The organism is Mesorhizobium sp. 01N446 (assembly GCF_056399285.1).
In genome coordinates this window covers 71125-88925 of the sequence record NZ_JBFTRA010000008.1, presented here as the reverse complement: position 1 = coordinate 88925, position 17801 = coordinate 71125, and the positions used below count along the sequence as shown (strand labels likewise).

The 17801-nt window shown below is 61.2% G+C and carries 22 protein-coding genes and 1 tRNA gene; 7 read left to right on the top strand and 16 right to left on the bottom strand.

Annotated elements, in window-relative coordinates; translation table 11 throughout:
• Positions 1-49: 49 nt before the first annotated feature.
• The 4 genes from AC1DPX_RS26155 to AC1DPX_RS26140 form a co-directional block, all read right to left on the bottom strand.
• Complete coding sequence (locus AC1DPX_RS26155; protein WP_019857848.1) at positions 50-289, bottom strand: DUF2188 domain-containing protein; 240 nt, start codon at positions 287-289, stop codon at positions 50-52.
• Positions 290-318: 29 nt separating this feature from the next.
• The gene (locus AC1DPX_RS26150; protein WP_019857850.1) at positions 319-597 is read right to left on the bottom strand and encodes a DUF982 domain-containing protein; all 279 of its coding nucleotides are present in this window, start codon (positions 595-597) and stop codon (positions 319-321) included.
• Positions 598-704: 107 nt separating this feature from the next.
• Positions 705-1022: an SH3 domain-containing protein gene (locus tag AC1DPX_RS26145; protein ID WP_202354607.1), complete on the bottom strand. Its 318-nt coding sequence runs from the start codon at positions 1020-1022 to the stop codon at positions 705-707.
• A 132-nt stretch (positions 1023-1154) separates the two neighbouring features.
• The gene (locus AC1DPX_RS26140) at positions 1155-2258 is read right to left on the bottom strand and encodes an NADH:flavin oxidoreductase/NADH oxidase (RefSeq protein ID WP_477240213.1); all 1104 of its coding nucleotides are present in this window, start codon (positions 2256-2258) and stop codon (positions 1155-1157) included.
• 155 nt (positions 2259-2413) lie between these two features.
• On the opposite strand from AC1DPX_RS26140, the gene AC1DPX_RS26135 reads away from it, so the two are divergent.
• The 3 genes from AC1DPX_RS26135 to AC1DPX_RS26125 all read left to right on the top strand — a co-directional run bounded on the left by AC1DPX_RS26135 (position 2414) and on the right by AC1DPX_RS26125 (position 4005).
• On the top strand, positions 2414-2992 hold the full coding sequence (locus tag AC1DPX_RS26135) for an NUDIX domain-containing protein (RefSeq protein ID WP_477240211.1): 579 nt from the start codon (positions 2414-2416) through the stop codon (positions 2990-2992).
• A gap of 78 nt (positions 2993-3070) precedes the next feature.
• Entirely contained in the window at positions 3071-3292 is a 222-nt protein-coding gene (locus tag AC1DPX_RS26130; RefSeq protein WP_477240209.1) for a hypothetical protein, read from the top strand.
• A gap of 413 nt (positions 3293-3705) precedes the next feature.
• Positions 3706-4005 carry a hypothetical protein gene (locus AC1DPX_RS26125; RefSeq protein WP_477240207.1) on the top strand — a complete coding sequence of 100 codons (300 nt, stop codon included), beginning with the start codon at positions 3706-3708 and terminating at the stop codon, positions 4003-4005.
• Positions 4006-4049: 44 nt separating this feature from the next.
• Here the strand turns inward: AC1DPX_RS26125 and AC1DPX_RS26120 are convergent, their stop codons facing one another.
• From AC1DPX_RS26120 to AC1DPX_RS26075, 10 genes are all read right to left on the bottom strand, one after another.
• Positions 4050-4376 (bottom strand): hypothetical protein, encoded by a 327-nt coding sequence (locus tag AC1DPX_RS26120; protein WP_477240205.1) that lies wholly within the window; start codon positions 4374-4376, stop codon positions 4050-4052.
• Complete coding sequence (locus tag AC1DPX_RS26115; RefSeq protein WP_477240203.1) at positions 4373-4549, bottom strand: hypothetical protein; 177 nt, start codon at positions 4547-4549, stop codon at positions 4373-4375. Before AC1DPX_RS26115 ends, AC1DPX_RS26120 begins: the two co-directional genes overlap by 4 nt.
• Positions 4550-4579: 30 nt before the next feature.
• Positions 4580-6082 carry an HAL/PAL/TAL family ammonia-lyase gene (locus AC1DPX_RS26110; protein WP_477240201.1) on the bottom strand — a complete coding sequence of 501 codons (1503 nt, stop codon included), beginning with the start codon at positions 6080-6082 and terminating at the stop codon, positions 4580-4582.
• 185 nt (positions 6083-6267) lie between these two features.
• Positions 6268-7260 carry an AlbA family DNA-binding domain-containing protein gene (locus AC1DPX_RS26105; RefSeq protein WP_477240199.1) on the bottom strand — a complete coding sequence of 331 codons (993 nt, stop codon included), beginning with the start codon at positions 7258-7260 and terminating at the stop codon, positions 6268-6270.
• Between the two features lie 88 nt (positions 7261-7348).
• Positions 7349-7434 (bottom strand) — tRNA-Leu (locus AC1DPX_RS26100).
• A complete protein-coding gene (locus tag AC1DPX_RS26095) occupies positions 7413-7733 on the bottom strand; it encodes a tyrosine-type recombinase/integrase (protein WP_477240197.1) in 321 nt (106 codons plus the stop codon). Before AC1DPX_RS26095 ends, AC1DPX_RS26100 begins: the two co-directional genes overlap by 22 nt.
• A complete protein-coding gene (locus tag AC1DPX_RS26090; RefSeq protein ID WP_477240195.1) occupies positions 7730-8338 on the bottom strand; it encodes a HEPN domain-containing protein in 609 nt (202 codons plus the stop codon). The genes AC1DPX_RS26095 and AC1DPX_RS26090 overlap by 4 nt, the downstream gene beginning before the upstream one ends.
• Positions 8339-8559: 221 nt before the next feature.
• Positions 8560-8763 carry a hypothetical protein gene (locus AC1DPX_RS26085; protein WP_477240193.1) on the bottom strand — a complete coding sequence of 68 codons (204 nt, stop codon included), beginning with the start codon at positions 8761-8763 and terminating at the stop codon, positions 8560-8562.
• Positions 8760-9263, bottom strand: a complete 504-nt coding sequence (locus AC1DPX_RS26080; protein ID WP_477240191.1) for a hypothetical protein — start codon at positions 9261-9263, stop codon at positions 8760-8762. Before AC1DPX_RS26080 ends, AC1DPX_RS26085 begins: the two co-directional genes overlap by 4 nt.
• 497 nt (positions 9264-9760) lie before the next feature.
• On the bottom strand, positions 9761-10426 hold the full coding sequence (locus AC1DPX_RS26075; RefSeq protein WP_477240189.1) for an outer membrane protein: 666 nt from the start codon (positions 10424-10426) through the stop codon (positions 9761-9763).
• Positions 10427-10615: 189 nt separating this feature from the next.
• Between AC1DPX_RS26075 and AC1DPX_RS26070 the strand changes: the two genes are divergently transcribed.
• The gene (locus AC1DPX_RS26070; protein ID WP_477240187.1) at positions 10616-11002 is read left to right on the top strand and encodes a SecDF P1 head subdomain-containing protein; all 387 of its coding nucleotides are present in this window, start codon (positions 10616-10618) and stop codon (positions 11000-11002) included.
• A gap of 81 nt (positions 11003-11083) precedes the next feature.
• Positions 11084-12901, top strand: coding sequence for an adenine deaminase (gene ade, locus AC1DPX_RS26065; protein ID WP_477240185.1), 1818 nt, complete (start codon positions 11084-11086; stop codon positions 12899-12901).
• A 255-nt stretch (positions 12902-13156) separates the two neighbouring features.
• On the opposite strand, the gene AC1DPX_RS26060 is transcribed toward ade, so the two are convergent.
• A complete protein-coding gene (locus tag AC1DPX_RS26060) occupies positions 13157-14320 on the bottom strand; it encodes an alpha/beta hydrolase (RefSeq protein ID WP_477240183.1) in 1164 nt (387 codons plus the stop codon).
• A gap of 142 nt (positions 14321-14462) precedes the next feature.
• Entirely contained in the window at positions 14463-15569 is a 1107-nt protein-coding gene (locus tag AC1DPX_RS26055; protein ID WP_202354598.1) for an alpha/beta hydrolase, read from the bottom strand.
• Between the two features lie 421 nt (positions 15570-15990).
• On the opposite strand from AC1DPX_RS26055, the gene ilvA reads away from it, so the two are divergent.
• Complete coding sequence (gene ilvA / locus AC1DPX_RS26050; RefSeq protein ID WP_477240181.1) at positions 15991-17247, top strand: threonine ammonia-lyase IlvA; 1257 nt, start codon at positions 15991-15993, stop codon at positions 17245-17247.
• Complete coding sequence (locus AC1DPX_RS26045; protein ID WP_477240179.1) at positions 17244-17798, top strand: DUF1697 domain-containing protein; 555 nt, start codon at positions 17244-17246, stop codon at positions 17796-17798. The genes ilvA and AC1DPX_RS26045 overlap by 4 nt, the downstream gene beginning before the upstream one ends.
• The last annotated feature ends 3 nt before the right edge of the window (positions 17799-17801 follow it).

Genomic DNA, 17801 nt, shown 5'->3' with positions numbered 1-17801 from the left:
TCGGCGCCGTGCCTCTTCCTGCTTGCAAGTTTCTCTGCGGAAAGTCTGGCTAGTCGGACACTTCGGTCTGCGGCCGGTCCCGGCCATCGGCCAGTTCCTCGTGCCATTTGCCGTCTGCATCCTCATATTGGATGCCGTCCGTGGCGCCTGCCACCTGCTGCTCGGCCGAGGCGATCTCGGCGGCACGCAACGCATCCTGATGGGTGGGAAATGTCTCCGAGAAGGTCGAACCGACCTTGTAGGCCCAGCCGCCGTCATGCTCGACGATCTTGTAAGTCAGCTTCGCCATCAAAACCTCCGGTTGAAAGGTCCGCCTGCTCAATGCAGCCGGTCGTCGGAAAGCCTGTCGTCGGGCACCAGAACTTCCGATTCCCTGGCAGCCTCGATCAATGCCCGTCGCGCTTCCGCTGTCGAACGATAACCTTCCAGCACTTTGAGGCAAGTGTCGAGGGCATCACGATGACGCGGGCCGCGATTGAGCGGCCACACCGTCATGAGGCACTCCGCCGCTTCCTGGGTGCTGCGGATATGGCGATATTTGCCGACATGACCGAGTTCGACCACCACCGGCGTTTCAAAAGGTTTGTTGTCCATCATGGCCGCAACGCAAAGCAGCCAATTTGGTTGCAAAAGTGGCCCGGAACCTGCGCCCAATAGTCGCGTCGCGTTTTGCGACGTGCTTTTGGACGACATGCATCTGCGTCTCAGTAGCCGCAGTCGTTGCGCAGCCAGCGTGCATTCGCCCAGCCGGTCGTGCCGCCGATTTCGACCTGATACCAGTTGCCGCGCCGGTCGAAAATCTCGACATGGTCGCCATTGAACAGCTGGCCGATCATCCGCGATGACGAGTTCGGCCGTGTCCGCACGGCGAGAAAGCCGCTGCCGGTCGCCAGATTGTAGCGGCCGGACAGGCCGTGCACCGTCCCCTCGCAATATTGCGCGACGCTCGGCGTCGATGCGCCGAGCCAAAGGCCGGCGACGGCCACAAGCATTGCAGCCGGCAAGAATGCCCTGAACGACATGATCTCCTCCCAAGCCCGGCCGCGCCCGCCGCAGCCTTACCCAGCCTAGCAGTTTGCGGCCAGAATTGAAGCGGGCGTCTGCAAATCGGCTAGGCTGCATCGGGAGGCCCCGATATCAAAAGAATGGCCGGTTCAGCCCGCCGCCTTCATCCAGTGCTCCATGGTCGTCACCGAGCGGGCGAGCTGAGGCGCCGGATGAATCTTTTCCTTGAATGTGGCGGCCGCGCGCCAGCCCCAGCGCGGATCTGCGAGGAAGGCGCGGGCCAGCGCCACCATGTCGGCGCGGCCCTCGGCGATGACAGCCTCGGCCTGCTGGGGATCGTCGATCAGGCCGACCGCGCGGGTCGGGATGTCGGCGCCCTTGCGCACGGCTTCCGCCAGATGCACCTGATAGCCGGGGCCGGTGGGCAATTTCTGCAACGGCGAATTGCCGCCACTGGAGCAGCAGAGATAGGCGACGCCCTCGGCCTTCAGGGCCTTCGCCACCTCGATCGCGTCTTCGACGTCGAAGCCGCCGTCGACCCAGTCCTTCACCGACAGCCGCGTGCCGAGCATCAGCTTCGGCACCGCCTTCTTCACCGCCCTGGCGGTTTCGACGACAAGACGCATCCGGTTTTCCAGCGAGCCGCCCCAGCGGTCCGTGCGCTGGTTGGACAGCGGCGACAGGAACTGGAAGATCAGGTAGCCATGTGCCGCGTGCAGTTCGATGAAGTCGAAGCCGGCGCGTTCGGCCCGCCTGGCGGCTTCGACGAACCGCTCGATGAGCTGCAGGATCTCTTGCTCATCAAGCGCGTGCGGCACGTTCCAGCCGGTGTCGTAGGCGATGGCCGAGGCCGAGACGGTCTGCCAGGGGTCTTCGTTCGGCTGCAGCGGCCCGCCGCCCTCCCAGGGCTTGCGGTTCGAGGCCTTGCGGCCGGCATGCGCCAGCTGCGTGCCGAATTTCGTGCCCGGCGCGGCGACGCGCCGTGCCGCATCCAGTGTGCGGCGCGCAGCGGCTTCGTTGTCGTCGGAGTAAAGCCCGAGGCAACCATGGGTGATGCGCCCGCGCCGCTCTACATCGGTCATCTCCACCGTGACCATGCCGGCGCCGGACATGGCAAGGTTCATCCAGTGGTAAAGATGCCAGTCGCTGGCCGAGCCGTCCTCGGCGGAATACTGGCACATCGGCGCCACGGCGATGCGGTTGGGGAAGGTGAGGCCGTTGAGGGTGATCGGCTGGAAAAGCGATGCGGTCATGAACAGGGCTCCGGGAGAGGGAACGCGTTATCTAGGCGACGGATATCTTGCATACCACACACGAGAGAGTGAAACGCTGGACCAATCGCTTCCCCAATTGCGCCAGCGCCGGTTCGCGGCTACGCCTGCCCCGGCGGCAAATATCGAGGTGTCCAATGGAAGATCGTATTCGTATCCGTTCGGAAGAGGTTCTTTCCGACGACTGGGCGGTGCTGAAAAAGACCGTGCTCGACTATCGCCGGCGCGACGGCCAGTGGGAGACGCAGATCCGCCAGACCTATGATCGCGGCGACGGAGCGGTGATCCTGCCCTACGACCCCCAGCGTTCGACGGTGCTTCTGGTGCGCCAGTTCCGCTATCCTGCCTATGTCACCGGCCACCGCGAGCCGCTGATCGAGGCCTGTGCCGGGCTGCTCGACGAAAACGATCCGGAGACCGCCATCCGCAAGGAAGCCGAGGAGGAACTCGGCTACCGGCTGAACAAGATTGAGCGGCTGTTTTCGCCTTACATGAGTCCGGGCAGCGTCACCGAACGACTGTGGTTCTTCATTGCCCGGTATTCGCCCGCCGACCGCATCTCGGCCGGCGGCGGCGCACCGGAAGAGGGCGAGGACATCGAGGTCCTGGAAATGCCGCTCGACGAAGCGCTGGCCGGCATCGCCGACGGCCGGATTGTTGATGCGAAGACCATCATCCTGATCCAGCATCTGAAGCTCAACCCGATACCTGTTTGACGCGACCTTCCCGGACCAGGGGAACCAAAGCGATCAGCGGCGGTTAACCCTCGAAGGGACCGCAACGGAAGCGGAACAATGGTTGAGCTTTTCAATATGGAACTGGCCAAGGCCAGGCAGCGGGTCAATCGAGCGGAACTCGCTCTGGAACGCGCGGAAGAAATGTTGGACGAGGACTGCGGAGTCGGAATCAATATTGCGCTTTGCAGCCGGATCAGGACCGCGCAGCGGCAGGTGATCGAGGCCAGGGAGCGCCTGACAAAGATCGATCCGTCACTAATTTTGGGTCGTTCCCAGTGATGATCGCGACATTTCACCACGAAACCGCGAGAGGCGGTGCGGTCTATCGCGCTGCCAGGCTCGCGCTTCTGACGCAGCGGATTATCCGACATATCGAGCACACGGATGCTGCCGCCGCGAAGGTCGAGCGAGCGCTGACCAAATTGGCCGAAGCAAACGCTCTCAATGAACCAGATCGCGCAGGATCACTCGGTTCACGCCGACCTGGCTAGGCTCCGCCTCAGGCGTTGGCGCTGAACTGAGGCATTCGATCCATGGAGGCCAAAGACGCCTCCATGGGATCGTATATTAGCAATATACAATATATTAATGGCTATAATGCAGCCTCGGCTCAGGGACGGAAAATACCTCCCATCGACGTTCTGACACGCGCCCTGGAGCGCCGGAACGCTCGACCAATGCGGAGCAAACGCATGAGTGTCGGAGCCGCTCTCGAACAATTGCTCAGGCTGATTCATCGCCGAGCCATCAAATTGGCGATGCTGCCGGAGGATGAAAGGGATTCCCACTACGATCGCATCCGCCTGTCATGTTGCGCCGCTGCCGAGCACATCGGGCAAGATCCCGACAGGGCAGCCATCACGGCGAACGATATGGTTGAGTTTGTTCGCGCGCTGGTCGGGATCATTGAGGTGGGCTCAGATCCAAGCGCCGATCAACGGCCGCCGGTGCTGCATTCGGGCAGCCATGAGATGGGCACGACGCGCATCTAGCAAACAGGGAAGAACGCCATCTTTGGCGAGCGGGAACGAGGCGGCTAAGGCTGGTGCTGTACGATGTAGCTGCTGGTGCTGGCATCGGCCCCGAGGCCGCGCGTCACAAGAACCCTTGTATAGCCGACCGGTAGGCCCTCTGTGACGGTCGCGTCAACGAGACGACACCGGCCAACGGTTTCGCCGTTCGGAGCGCTTGCCAGCCTGTCCTTCAGCGAAGCCATGCATAAATCGAGCGACGCATACATGGCCGGGCCCATATCGACGGGTTTGCAGACAGAACCTTCGCCCGGGCTGCACTGGAGCAAAACCATTACTGCGGCAGTCGCCGGATCCATTTTCAAAAACTCCCACGTTTTGACGAGGCTCAACGTGGAAATGCATCCTTTGTTTCACTTTTGCCAAAAATTGAATGGGAATTGCCATTCTCGATCCGCCTTGCGCCTGAATCCCCGGCGGTGACGACATGCTGGTGCGCGACGGGGCTGGCCGGCATTACCGACGGCGCATCGTCGATGCCAAGACCATCATCCCGATCCAGCATCTGAAGCTGAACCCGATTAGGGCCTGGTCTCTAGCTGTGCCGCGGACAGGCTGGCACGTCCATTTCGCGGATGAAGTTGCGCAAGGCCTCCATGTCGCGGGACAGGGGCCGATCGTCGGAATAGTGGGCGATTTTTTCCCGCACCATTCGGTAGATCGTGTCGGTACCAGGCGCGCGCGCCCCGCGCCCGGCCAGAAAATCATGGGCCTGCGCGGCCGCCATGAGTTCGATCGCCAGGATGTATTCGGCGTTGTCGATGACCGCCAGCAGCTTGTTGGCGGCGACGGTCGGATGCGCCAGAAAATCCTCTTGCAGGCCGGACGTGACGCCGCCGTCGGTCGCCGCCGGGGCGGCCAGACGCCGATTGACGTTGCTGAGCGACGTGGCCGTGTATTGGGCGATCATGAAGCCGGAATTGGCTCCGTCCTCATCGGCAAGGAAGGCCGGCAGATTGTTGACAAGCGGATTGACGAGACGGTCGATCCGACGCTCGCTCATCCCGGCCACCTGAGCCAGGGCGATGGTCAGGCCGTCGGCGGCCTGCCCGAGTGCGGGCGCCACCGCATGCGCCTCTGAAACAACCTGAGGATCGTTCAACGTGCCGAATACCGCGGGATTGTCGGTGACGGCTGCCAGTTCGCGGTCGACGAGCTCGGCGGACCGGTCCAGCACCTCCCGGGCGGCGCCATGAACATGCGGCACGGCGCGAAGGCTGAGCGCGTCCTGCGTGCGGCTGCCGTGAGCCAGCGCGATAAGCTCGCTGCCATGGAGCCAGCCACGCAGCGATCTGCCCACGCCCTGAATGCCGGGTGAGGGCCTCATCGCCAGGATCTGTTCGCCAAAAGCCGGCATTTGCGCGCCCGCGGCTTCAAGCGTCAAAGCCGCAGCCGCGTCAGACCATCCCAGCAAACGCTCCGCGCGCTGCACGGCGATGCTTGTCAGGCCGGTTGCGCACGCGGTGCCGTTGACCAGGCTCAAGCCTTCCTTGGCGCCAAGCTCCAGCGGTTCCAGGCCCATTACAGCAAGCGCTTCCAGCCCGCTCATGGAACGGCCTGCCAGGGTTGCATTGCCTTCGCCGATCAGGACCAGCGCGACATGCGCGTTGTGCGTCAAATAGCCGGCCGATCCACGGGACGGCACGTCGGGAACGCAATCGCGCTCGATGAAGGTGAGCAGATGGCGCACGATCTGAGGGCTCACGCCCGAATGGCCATGCGCGAAATTCGCCAATTGAGCGGCAATGATGGCGCGCACGCCGCGTCGCGGCACGAGGTCACCGACGCCGCAGGCATGACTGCGAATGATGTTTCGCGACAGTTTCTTGTGCAGGGCAGGCGCCACGACCTTGCTTGCCAAGGCGCCGACCCCGGTGTTGACGCCATAGGCGCGGATGCCTTTTTCGACGATCGCCGCCACGATCTGGTGCGCAAAAGCGATCCTGTCCCACGCTGCCTGACCAAGCACCAGGGATTCGCCCTCGCTCACCCGCGCTATGTCGCGCCAGCTGGCGGTTCTATCTATCGTTATTGTCATTGCCCGTTCCGAAATAGGTTTGCGAATGCGCAGGCACTCGCTCGATAGGCGGCGTGAGAACCGCTGCTTCGGCTCGTACCGCACAACCGCGGGCATAATGGCGATGGATTTGCCGACTGATGCGACTGTAGCGACGTCGCGGGTCATAAAAGACATGCCGCTGGCGCCTTCGGCTTTTAACCCTACTAAAAGCTGTCCCATCGGACGTGACGAAACTCTTCTGGACCGAAGACGATTTCACCAACCTTCTTTCTCATATCCTTTGCAAACACAGCGTAGCCAAAACGCAAAGAAGCTCGGTCGACGGCGAGGCCTCCAATGAGTTCCGTGGATTTCGTTTCGCTATCGAACACGAAATGAATATCAAGCCTTTCGGTAAGGCGGGTCTGACCAGGATGAATAACGAATTCCGAATTTCCATATGACATCTGGCCCTCTGGCATTCGCTCTCGGTGGACACCTAAGACATGGTTCGGCCAGTCAAGGGTAAAATTCGCGCGGATTTGCAACTCTAGTGATGGGAAAAAGGCCGTCGCCTCGCCGACATTGTCCACCCAGAATTCCAAATGAAATTGCGCCTGCCACCCTGATGTAGAAAATCGTCGCCACCTCGGCTTCACTTCGAGTTCTGGTACTGAAGCTCGCTTGAAAGCATCTTCTATATCGACGTGCTCCATCACGTAGGAGGCACCGCCGGAACGCTTGAAATATTGTTTCTGGTCGGCGGCTTCGCTACGGTGCGGTCGTCTCTCGGAACGAGGCACGTCTATAATTAAATAGCCGGCGTTCTGGTTTCGGTGGGACGCAAATCCATCGATCCGGATGCCGTCATTTTTGGGCTGCAGCAAATCGCCAACAGCGGAACTGACAGCGCTCAGGGCGGACTTCCAATTCGGCAAAGGTTCAAGGGCGCTCGCACAATCGACTCCTTCGTCGTTCTTTCGGCAGTCAACACCCAATACCAAAACGCCGCCAGCCGAGTTGCTGAACGCTGATAGTGCTTTTGCAAGCGCAGCCCGACCTTCCTTGGTCAGTTGCCCTTGAGCATTGAAGACGGCACCCTGTTTGCCGACTGCGGGCGCCTTGAAATCGAGGGTCAGACCTTCCTGCATTCCTGCACTGATCGCCCCGATCAACGAATCTTCCCCACCAGCGACGATCTTGTCGAATTCGAGCACCCATCACTCCTTCCGCCTACTCTCGCGGCTAGCCCGTTCGGGTAGCCTATGGCAACGGTGGAATTCGAATAAATAAGCAATTTCAACATGGTGCGGACGACGGGAATCGAACCCGTACGATCAGAGATCGAGGGATTTTAAGTCCCTTGCGTCTACCAATTCCGCCACGTCCGCAGGCCGCAATTACAAGCACTTAAGCGAATACAGGTCCAGTCATGCGAGTCGATTTGGCACCGAAAGACCGGATTGCAGTTCTGTTCGTTCTCATCGCCGCCACCGCGCCTTCGTCCGACCGTTTGAGATTGTGTATAGACTGACAGCGCGACCACAGGTGACGAATGCCCCAGACGCCCGCTGATTGCAACCGCGTCGAAATCGCCGGCGATGAGGGCGGAGGCGTGGGTGTGTCGTAGGTCGTGGAAACGAACCTTTGCAAGGGCGGGAGCATCGTCGCCGGCGATGTTGTTGATCAAGGTGCGGTACGCAACATCACTCCGCCCCCGAGGCTGAGCACCCCCAAAGTTGGCTCCTTTGGTTCCGGCGACAGGGTTTGCTGTACCGACTCGTTCGCCCAACCCTGGTTGCGTTCACTCAGTATCAGGAAGCAAGCGCGTGCTAGGTCGGCCATGCTGTAAACAGCGATCCGTATTTCACGGCTCGACTCAAAGATGTAGCGCCATTCCTCGAACGCTTTGGCGTAAGATGCGAGATCTGCCGCCAGCGCCTGAGCATTTCGACCGCTCAAGACCTCGAAACGCTTCTCGACTTCAGCAGTATCTATATTGCTAAGACGCCGGAAAAGCTCTTGAAGGTTGTGGCCCCATGGCGAACCATTCGACGCAAAGAGGAAGCTCTTGAAATAGAGTTCAATCGCGAATGCGAAGTTCGCGATCATCGCCGGCGTAGGCAACTGCACCATTCCAGCAACGGTTCTGGGCTCAGCGCACCGCAACGCTGCGATGTGAAACCCGGCGGCATTTTGAAACGCCGCCTGATCTTTGGCCTGCGCTGCCTTGGGCAAATTCTTTGCCACTTCGTCAGCTCTGGCTTCCAAATCTGCTATCAGCTTCGGGTCCATCATCCTCTTCTCGTGCGGCTTCGAGTAGGGTCAACCGAGTAGAACAAGTCTAGAGTCCGGGTAAGAGCGTTGACGAATTTCATGTACGGCAAAAGGGGACCAATTCTCGATTTCGCGTTCGCAGGCTTGTCCCGGTGCCAGCACCCTTCCCACCATATAGCGCTGGCATGGCGCCAGACCGCTGGCGGACATCAAGGCGGTGATAGCGGCAATGTAAATCGTTACTGCCACAGCCTATCCACGGCCTGCAGCACGACCGAGACGCCAGCAGCAACTGCCGCCCAACTGGCCCATTTTCCCTGCCGGCCGATATCTCCCATGAAATCGTCAATCGAGTTTCGGATGACCACGGTGGCGGCGCGGATGCCTAGCCCGGCGGCGAGCACGCTGGAGACGATCGACAGATAGGGTAGTGTCTCTTTCACAGCGGGCCAATCGAACAAATCAGCCTGTCTTTCCCGTCACGTCCGGCCTGAACGATCTTCCAAGCGGTTAAAGAAACCGGAGTGTTTCTCGCCGCTCGCCCGCTGCCGTCACCGAGATTGAACAGTGCAAGGTCGCCCGGTTTCACAAAGTGCCCACAGACCTCAGCACGATCAGCAGCAAGAACGAGGCTACCGGCTATCGGCCTTTCGCCATTTTGACCGCACTTAATTGAACCGATATCAGGGGTGACTGTTGCACCAGAGAAAACGAAAACAGGCGTTCCAACAATTTGGTCGCCGCTTATTACCCCCGCTTCCTTAACGTCGGGATGTCCCGGTGAAAGTAACAAAATCGCGGGCGCATCTGAACCGCGCGACATCTCTCGGCTTAGCGTAAGGCCGTAATGGCGTTGGCCCAAATATTGAAATGCAATACATGCGCCAGGCGGAACTTGCTCGATATCGCTGACGACTGATCCAATGCCTGTATCAACTTGCATTTTCCCCTCCCTCAACTTCTCTAACGCAGAGTGGCGCACGAAAGGTCAGTAGGCAAGGCCATCTGAAAGGCGGCTGTGGTGGAAATTTTGCCACTACGGCCCGCCTACTTCTCTCTGCCTTGACAGGAAAAGGATTCGGCATCTCGTTTCGAGGTTTACAAACTCCAGGGGATAAATCGAAACGTCATTCCGCTACGCTCACAATGCCTTTTGCATCCGCAGGCCAGCCCTTTTCAGATGCCAGACACAGCCCGTCAAGTCGTGTTCTTGAGCCGCCCGAACGCCCACCCCAGAGGACAGTGCTCGGCGATACTGGCGTGATCGCGGAATTCAGCGCGCGGCGCGCAATGCGTAGGGTGTTTGCACGGCGGACCTGATCCGCCGAGGCCGGCGTCTACCAGGCCCAACCCATTCCCCCGCCCACTGGGGGCGCCGGCCGCCCCTTTCATCGAAATTGCTGATCAGGTCAATCGCTCGCCGAGCGCTGTTGGGCGCGCTCAGAACTTGTAGCTGAGATTGATGCCGACGGTGTTCAGCTTGGTGTCCTGGTCGCGGGCGACGAAATCGGTGGACCCGTCATAATGTTCGGAGCCGAAATCGTAATAGCGATATTGCGCGCCGACGACGAACCTGTCGGTCAGCGCGTAGTCGACGCCGGCGCCCACCGTCCAGCCAACATTCGTGCGCGTCTCGGAGAAGGCGGAGCCTGCTGACTGCGACGTCTCGATACCGGCGAAGGCAACGCCGCCTATGCCGTAAACCAGCACACGATCCATCGCATATCCGGCCTTGGCGTTGACCGATCCGAACCATTTGATGTCGGTGCCGAAATTGTTTCCGGGCTCTGCTTCGGTGGTGCCGCTGACCGAGGAATAGTTGAGCTCGGCCTCGGCGCCGATCACCGCCTGGTCGAACTGCCACAGTCCCGCGACATGTCCGCCGACGAAACCGCCGTCAATGTCGGCCGAGACGGAAAACGGCTCGCCTTCCGTTCCTGAGATGTCGGATTCTCCCCAGCCATAGCCCGCCTGCAGGCCGGCATAATATCCGGTCCAGTCGAAGCCGGGCGCGGTCATCGGCACATCGACCGTCGGGTCGGCCGCGAAAGCCGGCATCGACAGGACGGCAAGAAGACCGGCACTTGCGACGACAAGGCGATACATTCGAACTCCCCGGACGAAGAGTCGGAAAAGTCTTATCGCCAAGGTAGACCGATTTGCGACAAAACGGAATCCTGTTTCTGGTTGCAACCGTCCGCCGTTGGCAGAACCGCGGGCCTGCGGGCGCAGGACAGCCGGCATTGCCGGGAAAATGTCAGCGTGCAAGATGGCCTTCTTGCAGGGAAAAACCCGATGTACAGGCTGGTTCGTCTCGTCGCTGGAACAGCCATGCTGCTGCTGGCTTGCGGCCTCGCTGTGGCCGAGCCGTTGGCGCTCGCCATCGCCAAGGCCGCGGTCGTGTCCGATCAAGCCTCGGGACGCAGGGCACTCGACCTCAAGATGACACCGGAGAGCGCGAAGGCGTTCGCCGACTTCACCAGGGCCAATGTCGGGAAGGTGGTCGATCTCAGCGTCGACGGCGCCGTGGTCGCGTCGCCGCGCCTGGTCGAACCCATCCTCGGCGGTGAGGTGATGCTCGACGGCACCTTCGCCGCCGGCGAACTGCAGCGCCTGGCGGAACGGATTTCGGCGGGCGGCGCGAAAGTCACGGTCGAGGTCAAGGCTGAACAGCCTTTGTGAAGGTTGGGTAGGGCTGCCCGCTGTTTGGCGCTGGTCAAAACCAGGCAGGCTTGGCACAGTCGCGCAAACAGGAGTCCCTTCATGGCAAAGAAGCCGGCGGCGCATGCGACGAAACCAAAACCCTGGACCGAGATGGCCACGCATCTGGTCGACGTCGCCATGGGCCGCAAGCCTGCCGATCTCGTCATCCGAAACGGCCGCTGGGTGAACGTTCACTCCGGCGAGATCATCGCCGGCACCGACATCGCCATTGCCGGCGGCCGCTTTGCCTATTGCGGGCCGAATGCCAGCCACGCCATCGGCCAGGGCACAAAGGTCGTCGATGCCGGCGGGCGCTATCTGGTGCCCGGTCTCTGCGACGCGCATATGCATGTCGAAAGCGGCATGGTGACGGTGACCGAATTCTGCCGCGCCGTCATCCCGCACGGCACCACCTCGATGTTCATCGATCCGCACGAGATCGCCAACGTGCTGGGTCTGCCGGGCGTGCGGCTGATGCATGACGAGGCGGTGGCGATGCCCATCAACGTGCATGTGCAGATGCCGTCCTGCGTGCCTTCGGCGCCTGGGCTGGAACACGCCGGCGCCGAACTGACGGTCGCCGATGTCGCGGAAGCGATGACCTGGGAAAACATCATCGGGCTCGGCGAGGTGATGAATTTTCCCGGTGTCGCCGCCAATGATCCTGTCATGTCGGGCGAGATCGCCGCGACGGTCAAGGCTGGCAAGACGGTTGGCGGCCACTATGCCTCGCGCGATCTCGGCCTGCCGTTTCACGGCTATGTCGCCGGTGGACCCGAGGACGACCATGAAGGCACGCGCGCCGAGGATGCGATTGCCCGCGTGCGCCAGGGCATGAAGGCGATGCTGCGGCTGGGCTCGGCCTGGTACGATGTCGCCTCGCAGATCAAGGCGGTGACGGAAGGCGGCATCGATCCGCGCAACTTCATCCTGTGCACCGACGACAGCCATTCCGGCACGCTGGTGCATGAAGGCCACATGGACCGGGTGGTGCGCCACGCCATCCAACAGGGGCTGAAGCCGGTGACGGCGATCCAGATGGCCACGATCAACACCGCCCAGCACTTCAGGCTGGAACGCGAGATCGGTTCGATCGCGCCGGGGCGGTTGGGCGACCTGCTGATTGTCTCAGATCTCGCCGCGATGACCATCGACGAGGTCTATGCGCGCGGCATCCGCCTGGCCAAGGGCGGCAAGCTCGATATCGACATTCCGGCCTATGATTATCCGAAGACGGCGAAGAACACCGTCAAGCTCGGCAAGAAGCTGAAGCCTCGCGATTTCGACATCACGGCTCCCAAGGGCGCCAACGAAGTGCGGGTGCGCGTCATCGGGGTCATCGAGAACCAGGCGCCGACACGGGCGCTGGAGGCCGACCTTCCGGTCGAGGACGGGCTGGTCGCCATGGATCGCCGTAACGATGTCTGCCAGATCGCGCTGATTGAGCGGCATCGGGGCACCGGCGGCGTCACCAACGCCTTCGTTTCCGGTTTCGGCTACATGGGTGATTGCGCCATGGCCTCCAGCGTGGCGCATGACGCCCACCACATCATCTGCGTCGGCACCAACAAGCAGGACATGGCGCTGGCGGTCAACCGGCTCGGCGAGGTCGGCGGCGGCGTCGTGCTGTTCTCCAAGGGCAAGGAACTGGCGCTGGTCGAGATGCCGATCGCTGGCCTGATGTCGGACGAGCGCGCCGAGATCGTCGCCGCCAAGGCCGAGAAACTGACCGAGGCGATGCGCAAGATGGGCTGTTCCCTGAACAACGCCTACATGCAGCACTCACTGCTGGCGCTGGTGGTCATTCCGGAGTTGAGAATTTCCGATGTCGGCCTGATCGACGTGACGACCTTCCAGAAGGTCGATCTGTTCATATAAATCTTTTTTGAGCGCGAGTCGGATGGAGCTACGTGCGGGTTCTCTTAAGCGGAATCAGAAGAGGTAATTTTCAACGAAAGATGCTATAATTCCAACGATAATAGATGCGAATAAGGCGATATAAGCGTACAGATCGCTTCTATTTTCTATTTTTCGCCACCGCTGCGTATTCTTATCCAGAAGATTGAAATAAACCAAAATTGCAACGCCGATTCCACCAAATACCCACATTGAATACGGCATAATCTGAACCTCTCACCCGCCGGTGACGATGGTCAGCACCTTGAACGGCGTGGTGATGACGACCTCGGCGACCGAACCGACGGCCTTGCCGAGCCCCTGGCCAAGATTGTTGAGCTGGGCCGGATCGGGTTCGTCCGAGGCCAGGCCAGCCGGCGTTCGCAGCCGGTCGCCGAGCAACTGCACCAGGATCGGATTGTCGGCAAATTTTGCGTGGTTGAGGCCACCGTCGCCGCCCTTGATCTTGGACAGGTCGACCACGGAGACGCCATAGCTGGCGAGATCGGCCGCATTGCCATAGTCGCCGACACGCGGCTTGTCGCCGGAGATGAGTGAAGACAATTTGAGCGCCCGGTCATCGCTTGAAAGCAGCACGGCAAACGGCTTGTCCGGCTTGCCGTAACGCATCATCTGCTTCTTGAACACGTCGACATCGATGTCGGGCGAAGCCAGGACGACATAACCGAGCTTGCCACCGAGATCGCGGTCGCCGGTGATGGCGAGCTGGCGCAGCGCCTCCATGGTCAGCCAGGTTCCCATTGAATGGGCGATAATGTCGATGCTCTTGACCCGTGTCTTGGCAAGCAATCTGAGCGTCGCCTCGAGATCGTCGCGGGCGGCGTTGGCGCTGTCCTTGTCGTAGATATAGCCGGTTGTCTTGGCGCTCGACGCCCAAGAGAACAGAACCGGCGTGCCGGGATATTTCGTGTCGTGGGCGATCTGCGTCAGCCGGTAGATGCCGTCGTCGAAGCCGTTGTTGAAGCCGTGCACGAAGACCAGTGCACGGTCGCCGCGCATGGCGATGTCGGCGCCGACCGCCTTGGCGAATTGCGGTGCATCGCCATAATGGACGACATTGGTGGCGGTGAATTGCTTGGCCGGGTTCGAGCTGGCAGAGCCCTTGGCCCGCTCTATGGCGCCGACCTGGTGGACCTTCGGCACGGTGACGTCGACGCGGGCGTAGCTGGTGGTCAACGAGCGATCGCCGTCGAACACCTGCCGCGGATCCTTGGTCGCCTGCTGGCGGGTGGTGGCGACGAAGATTTCGTGCGTGGCCGCGATGTCGGAGGCTGGCACCGAGACCGTCGTCTTGTTGAGCAGATCATGCGTGTTCCGGCCGGCACAGCCGGCAATGGCGAGCGCCAACGCGAGGACGAAACTGTTCAAGCGCGAGCTCAAGCGCCGGCTCCCGTAAAGGGGAACGTCAAAAGCATGACGTCACCGCTATTCCGATAGAGCCAGAGACCGACGCGGTCCAGTTCAAAGTGACCCGATACCTCGTGAATGGTGAACAGGGACGGCGAAATCCGCAGGGCGGCATCTACTGCCCGAGCAGGCTGATGCGGTCGGTCACGTCCCGGTCGCTGGCAAAGCCGTCATCCTCGCGCAGCCGCTGACCGATCATCTTCACCAAGGCCGGATTGTCGGCGAATTTCGTATGGTTGAAACTGTCGCTGCCCTTGACCTTTGAGAGATCGACCACCGTCACGCCATAGGAGGCAAGATCTGCGGCATCCTTGTAGTCGCCCACGCGTGGCCGTGAGCCGGCGATCAGGCCGGAGAGCCTGAGCGCGCGGTCGTCGTCGGACAACAGCAGGATGAACGGCTTGTCGGGCTTGCCGTAGCGGCGCATCTGGCTCTTGAACACGTCGACGTCGATGTCGGGCGAGGCCAACACCACATCGCCGAGCTTGCCGCCGAGGTCGCGGTCGCCGCTGATGGCCATCTGGCGCAGCGTTTCCATGGTCACCCAGGTTCCCATCGAATGCGCGACAATGTCGATGCGCCGCGCGCCGGACTGCTGCAGCATCCGCAATGTAACTTCGAGCTGGTCGCGTGCGGCGCTGGCGCTTTCCTTGTCATAGACATAGTCGGTGGTCTTGGCGCCCGATGCCCAGGAAAACAACATCGGAGTGCCGGGGTAGCCGGAATCATGGACGATCTGGGTCAGGCGGTAGACCGCGTCGTCGAAACCGGTGTTGTAGCCATGGACGAAGACCATCACGCGGCCGCCGCGCGCCGCGATGTCGGCGTTGAGCGCGCTGGAGAATTTCGGTTGCGTGTCGTAGCCGACGACTTCGGAAGCCATGAAATATTTGGCCGGATCATCCGACTTGCCGCGCGAGCGACGCTCGATCTGACCGGTCTGGTGGAGCCCCGGAACGGTGACGTTGACGCGGGCATAGTTCAACGTCGCCGAACGCTCGCCGTCGAAAACCTTGTTGGGATCGTCGGATTTCTTGCGCGTCGTGGCGATGAAGATCGAATGGTTGCCGGCGATATCCGTCACCGGCGCGGCGACGATGGCGCTGCCAAGCAATTCCTGCGTTTGCGGGCCGGCGCAGCCGGCGACGAGCAAGGCGAGACAAACGGTAACGATCTTCTTCAAAGGCACGTCTGAAATTTCCACTCCGGCCAAAAGGCCCATCTACCCCCGCGACACCTCCCGGACAGGGAGAGTGCGGCAGAACTAAGTCGCGTCCAGCCAAAATGTGGTCGCCGCCCGGTTAAGGCCATCATACTGTTGCGCGAAAGCCAAAATGGCGGAATGTCGGGAAGGCCAGCCTCTCCAGCGCGAGGCGAACGCCGAACACACCGCCATGAAGGCTCGGTTCGCCTCGATCTGCAGACCAGTCGACGCAACAATATGAGAGAACTCATTCAGGCAATTGAAAATACTATATGAATTCGGTTGAAGAGAGCTGCGAACGGTCGGACAATGGCGCTGCGGGGCCGGATATGCAATAGGGCAGGATCGGCAGTGAGTGATCAGCGTGCGATAAACGGACGCTGTGCGGCCGGTTGATGACAGGGGTCTGCGCAGACATGCGGCACAAGGCGGCTTTCCGATGAACAGTTTTTCCTCCCGCGTCGCCACCGCTGCGGCGGCGATCCGCCAGATCTTTCCGGAAACGCCGCTGCAGGAAAACGACTATCTGTCGAAGAAGACCGGCGCCCAGGTGCTGCTGAAGCGCGAGGATTTGAGCCCGGTACGCTCCTACAAGATCCGCGGCGCCTTCAATTTCTTCCGCAAGGCGCTTGCTGCCGGCAACCAGGCAGAACTGTTCGTCTGTGCTTCGGCCGGCAATCATGCCCAGGGCTTTGCCTTCGTCTGCCGTCACTTCGGCAAGAAGGGCGTGGTGTTCATGCCGGTGACGACGCCGCAGCAGAAGATCGACAAGACCAGGCTGTTCGGCGGCGATTTCGTCGAGATCAGGCTTGTCGGCGACTTTTTCGACGACTGCTATCGCGCCGCCTTCGAGTTCACCGAAAGCTCGGGCGCCCACATGGTGCCGCCCTTCGACCACAAGGATATCATCGAGGGGCAGGCGACGGTCGCCTATGAAATCGCAGACCAGATGCCGGGCGCGCGCATGCCCGACATCGTCATGCTACCGGTTGGCGGCGGCGGGCTCGCCGCCGGCGTCACCCACTATTTCGCCGATCAGGGCCGGGAGGCGCGTTTCGTGTTCTGCGAGCCGGCCGGCGCGCCGAGCCTGCATGACAGCCTTGCGGCGGGAAAGCGGCTGAAGCTCGCCAAGGTCGACAACTTCGTCGACGGCGCGGCGGTGGCCGAGATCGGCCGCGAACCCTTGCGCTATCTGAAGGAGTTTGCCGCCGACACGGTGCGGCTGATCCCGGAGAACCGACTCTGCGCGACCATGATCGAGATGCTTAACGTCGAAGGCGTCGTGCTCGAGCCGGCCGGCGCTTTGGCGATCGACGCGCTCAAGGATTTTTCCAGGAAGGATATCCGCGGCAAGACCATCGTCGCCGTGGTTTCAGGCGGCAATTTCGATTTCGAGCGGCTGCCCGATGTCAAGGAACGGGCGCTGCGCTTCGAAGGCCTGAAGAAATACTTCATCATCCGCTTCCCGCAGCGGCCGGGCGCGTTGCGCGACTTCCTCGAAATGCTGGGGCCGGACGACGACATCGCCCGCTTCGAATATCTGAAGAAGTCGGCGCGCAATTTCGGCTCGGTGCTGATCGGCATCGAAACCAAGGACCGTCGCAATTTCGATCTGCTGAAGGCGAATTTCGAGGCCGAGGGCGTCCAGTATCAGGACATCACCGACAACGAGTCATTGGCGGGCTTCATCATATGAGCGCAAAGGTCTTCATCGCCCTGTTTTCCGGCATCAATGTCGGTGGTAACCGCATCGTCAAGATGGCGGAGTTGCGCGCGTTCTTCGAGGATCTCGGCTTTTCCGGCGTCGCCACCTATGTGCAGAGCGGCAATGTCGTGTTCCGGGCCGGCAAGGGCGACGCCGCTGCCCTGACCAAACAGATCGAAGCGGCCTTCGAAAAGAAATGGGGTTTTCATTCGCGCATCATGGTGCGCGATCTCTCGTGGTTCGAACGGCTGGTGCGCGAAAATCCCTATCCGGAAGCGGCCGCCGACCACACCAAGCTCCACGCCTATGCGCTGGAGCGTGAGCCGACCACCGAAGAGGTGGCGCGGCTGGCTGAAAAGTGCACCGGTCCCGAGCGCTTCGAGATCAAGGGCGACGTGCTTTACCTCAGCGCGCCGGACGGACTCGGCAAGTCGGTCTTTGCCAACCTCATTCCGGGCGTTCTGAAGGTGCCGGGCACCGCGCGCAACTGGCGCTCGGTGCTGGCGCTGCTGGAGATGGCCGATCAGGCCGGTAAGACCTAGGCC

Excerpts from the sequence above, each read along its gene's own strand:
- AC1DPX_RS26135 (WP_477240211.1), top strand. The coding sequence starts at position 2,414 with ATGGAAGATCGTATTCGTATCCGTTCGGAAGAGGTTCTTTCCGACGAC.
- AC1DPX_RS26140 (WP_477240213.1), bottom strand. The coding sequence starts at position 2,258 with ATGACCGCATCGCTTTTCCAGCCGATCACCCTCAACGGCCTCACCTTC.
- AC1DPX_RS26155 (WP_019857848.1), bottom strand. The coding sequence starts at position 289 with ATGGCGAAGCTGACTTACAAGATCGTCGAGCATGACGGCGGCTGGGCC.
- ilvA (WP_477240181.1), top strand. The coding sequence starts at position 15,991 with ATGAACAGTTTTTCCTCCCGCGTCGCCACCGCTGCGGCGGCGATCCGC.
- AC1DPX_RS26055 (WP_202354598.1), bottom strand. The coding sequence starts at position 15,569 with ATGGGCCTTTTGGCCGGAGTGGAAATTTCAGACGTGCCTTTGAAGAAG.
- AC1DPX_RS26145 (WP_202354607.1), bottom strand. The coding sequence starts at position 1,022 with ATGTCGTTCAGGGCATTCTTGCCGGCTGCAATGCTTGTGGCCGTCGCC.
- AC1DPX_RS26080 (WP_477240191.1), bottom strand. The coding sequence starts at position 9,263 with ATGCAAGTTGATACAGGCATTGGATCAGTCGTCAGCGATATCGAGCAA.
- AC1DPX_RS26115 (WP_477240203.1), bottom strand. The coding sequence starts at position 4,549 with ATGCTGGATCGGGATGATGGTCTTGGCATCGACGATGCGCCGTCGGTA.
- AC1DPX_RS26075 (WP_477240189.1), bottom strand. The coding sequence starts at position 10,426 with ATGTATCGCCTTGTCGTCGCAAGTGCCGGTCTTCTTGCCGTCCTGTCG.
- AC1DPX_RS26110 (WP_477240201.1), bottom strand. The coding sequence starts at position 6,082 with ATGACAATAACGATAGATAGAACCGCCAGCTGGCGCGACATAGCGCGG.
- AC1DPX_RS26130 (WP_477240209.1), top strand. The coding sequence starts at position 3,071 with ATGGTTGAGCTTTTCAATATGGAACTGGCCAAGGCCAGGCAGCGGGTC.
- AC1DPX_RS26150 (WP_019857850.1), bottom strand. The coding sequence starts at position 597 with ATGATGGACAACAAACCTTTTGAAACGCCGGTGGTGGTCGAACTCGGT.
- AC1DPX_RS26070 (WP_477240187.1), top strand. The coding sequence starts at position 10,616 with ATGTACAGGCTGGTTCGTCTCGTCGCTGGAACAGCCATGCTGCTGCTG.
- AC1DPX_RS26090 (WP_477240195.1), bottom strand. The coding sequence starts at position 8,338 with ATGGACCCGAAGCTGATAGCAGATTTGGAAGCCAGAGCTGACGAAGTG.
- AC1DPX_RS26125 (WP_477240207.1), top strand. The coding sequence starts at position 3,706 with ATGAGTGTCGGAGCCGCTCTCGAACAATTGCTCAGGCTGATTCATCGC.
- AC1DPX_RS26045 (WP_477240179.1), top strand. The coding sequence starts at position 17,244 with ATGAGCGCAAAGGTCTTCATCGCCCTGTTTTCCGGCATCAATGTCGGT.
- ade (WP_477240185.1), top strand. The coding sequence starts at position 11,084 with ATGGCAAAGAAGCCGGCGGCGCATGCGACGAAACCAAAACCCTGGACC.